Here is a 1,796-nt window from a genome sequence, read left to right as displayed (position 1 = left end):
GCTCGCCCTCGCGGTCGCCGACTCGGCCCGCACCGGCCGCACCGTACGCCTCGACGCCCCGGCCGTCGCGCCGGCCGTCACCACCGGGGTGACCGTCGATGCGTGACACGGTCGTGGTGGTCAGCGGTCCCGGCAAGGTCGAACTGGTCGAGCAGGACGCCGGCGAGGTGCCCGAGGGCGGCTTCCGGGTCGACACGCTCCACAGCGGTGTCTCCGCCGGCACCGAACTGAGCTTCGTCAAGGGCACCAACCCCTACCTCACCGTGACCTGGAACGCCGACCTCGGCCTGTTCCAGCCCGGGGAGGCGAGCACCCCGTACCCGGTGACCCGGCTCGGTTACATGCAGGTCGGACGGGTGGTGGAGAGCCGCACCCCGGCGGTCGCCGTGGGCACCGTCGGCGCGATGACGTACGGCCACCGCACCGGCTACGTGGCGGACCCGGTGAAGGAGCGGTTCGTGCCGCTGCCCGAGGACCTGGACCCGCTGCTCGGCGTGTACGTCGCGCACATGGGCCCGATCTGCGCCAACGGCGTCCTGCACGCCGCCGCCGACCTGTGCGGCACCGACGTGCGCACCCTCGGCGACGGGGTACGCGGCCGGCGGGTCGCGGTGGTCGGCAGCGGGGTGGTGGCCCTGCTCACCGCGCTGTTCGCGCAGCGGCACGGTGCCGCCTCGGTGGTGGTGCTCGACCCGACGCCGCAGCGCCGTGCGGTCGCCGAGGCGCTGGGCCTGGAGACCCTGGACCCGGAGGCCGACGACCCGGCGGTGGTCCTCAAGACCCGCTGGAACCACGCCGCCGGCGACCGCGGAGCGGACGTGGTGTTCCAGTGCCGCGGTCAGGCCTGGGCGCTCCAGTTGGCGCTGCGGCTGCTGCGGCCCCAGGGCGCGGTGGTCGACCTGGCCTTCTACCAGGACGGCGCGGACGCGGTGCGGTTCGGTGAGGAGTTCCACCACAACGGTCTGTCGCTGCGCTGTGCCCAGATCGGGCGGGTGCCGCGTGGGCTCGCGCCGACCTGGGACCGGGAGCGGCTCTCCGCCGAGACCATCGACCTGCTGCGGGTCCACGGCGACGCGATCCGCAAGCACCTGGTGTCGGCGGTCGTGCCGTTCGAGGAGGCGCCGACGCTGCTGACCGACCTGGCCGAACGCCGCCGGCAGGAACTCCAGGTGGTGTTCACTCCCTGATCCGCCCTCGCGCGCGGCGGATACCGTTCCCCGCATGAGCGCCGAGGAGAACCGGCGGGTCGGCCTGCCCGCCCTGCTGCCGTACCTGCGCGCCCACCGCGGCACCCTCGCCGTGGGGGGCGCGCTGTCGTTGCTCGGTGCGGCGGCGTCGCTGGCGCAGCCGCTGCTGACCCGTGCGGTCCTCGACGGGGTGACCGCCGCCCGTCCGGTGGCCGGCCTGGTCACGCTGCTGGTGGGCCTGGTGCTGGCCGCCGCGGTGATCGGCGGGCTCCGCGACTACCTGCTCCAGCGCACCGCCGAGGGAGTGGTGCTGGGCACCCGGCGGCGCCTCGCCGGACACCTGCTGCGCCTACCGATCGCCGAGTACGACCAGCGCCGCACCGGTGACCTGCTGTCCCGGGTCGGCTCGGACACCACCCTGCTGCGGGCGGTGGTGACCTCCGGCCTGTTCGAGGTGGTCACCGGCGCGGTGATGGTCGTCGGCGCGGCGGGCGCGATGGTGCTGCTCGACCCGGTGCTGTTCGGGGTGACCCTGCTCGGGGTGGCCGCCGGTGTCGGCTTCGCGGTCACCGTCGCCCGCCGCGTGCGCGACCTGGCCCGCGCCGCGCA

General features: G+C 75.1%; 2 protein-coding genes. Both read left to right on the top strand.

Going from position 1 to position 1,796, the window contains the following annotated elements:
• Window positions 1-98 precede the first annotated feature (98 nt).
• Window positions 99-1,187: a zinc-binding dehydrogenase gene (locus AB0I76_RS29210; RefSeq protein ID WP_357042165.1), complete on the top strand. Its 1,089-nt coding sequence runs from the start codon at window positions 99-101 to the stop codon at window positions 1,185-1,187.
• A 34-nt stretch (window positions 1,188-1,221) separates the two neighbouring features.
• Window positions 1,222-1,796 (top strand): ABC transporter transmembrane domain-containing protein (locus AB0I76_RS29205; RefSeq protein WP_357042161.1); only part of this gene is annotated, 575 nt, incomplete at its 3' end.

This window comes from Micromonospora sp. NPDC049799, from assembly GCF_040656655.1.
GTDB lineage: Bacteria > Actinomycetota > Actinomycetes > Mycobacteriales > Micromonosporaceae > Micromonospora.
Note: the sequence above shows the minus strand (reverse complement) of the source record. Positions and strands in the feature narration are given on the sequence as shown.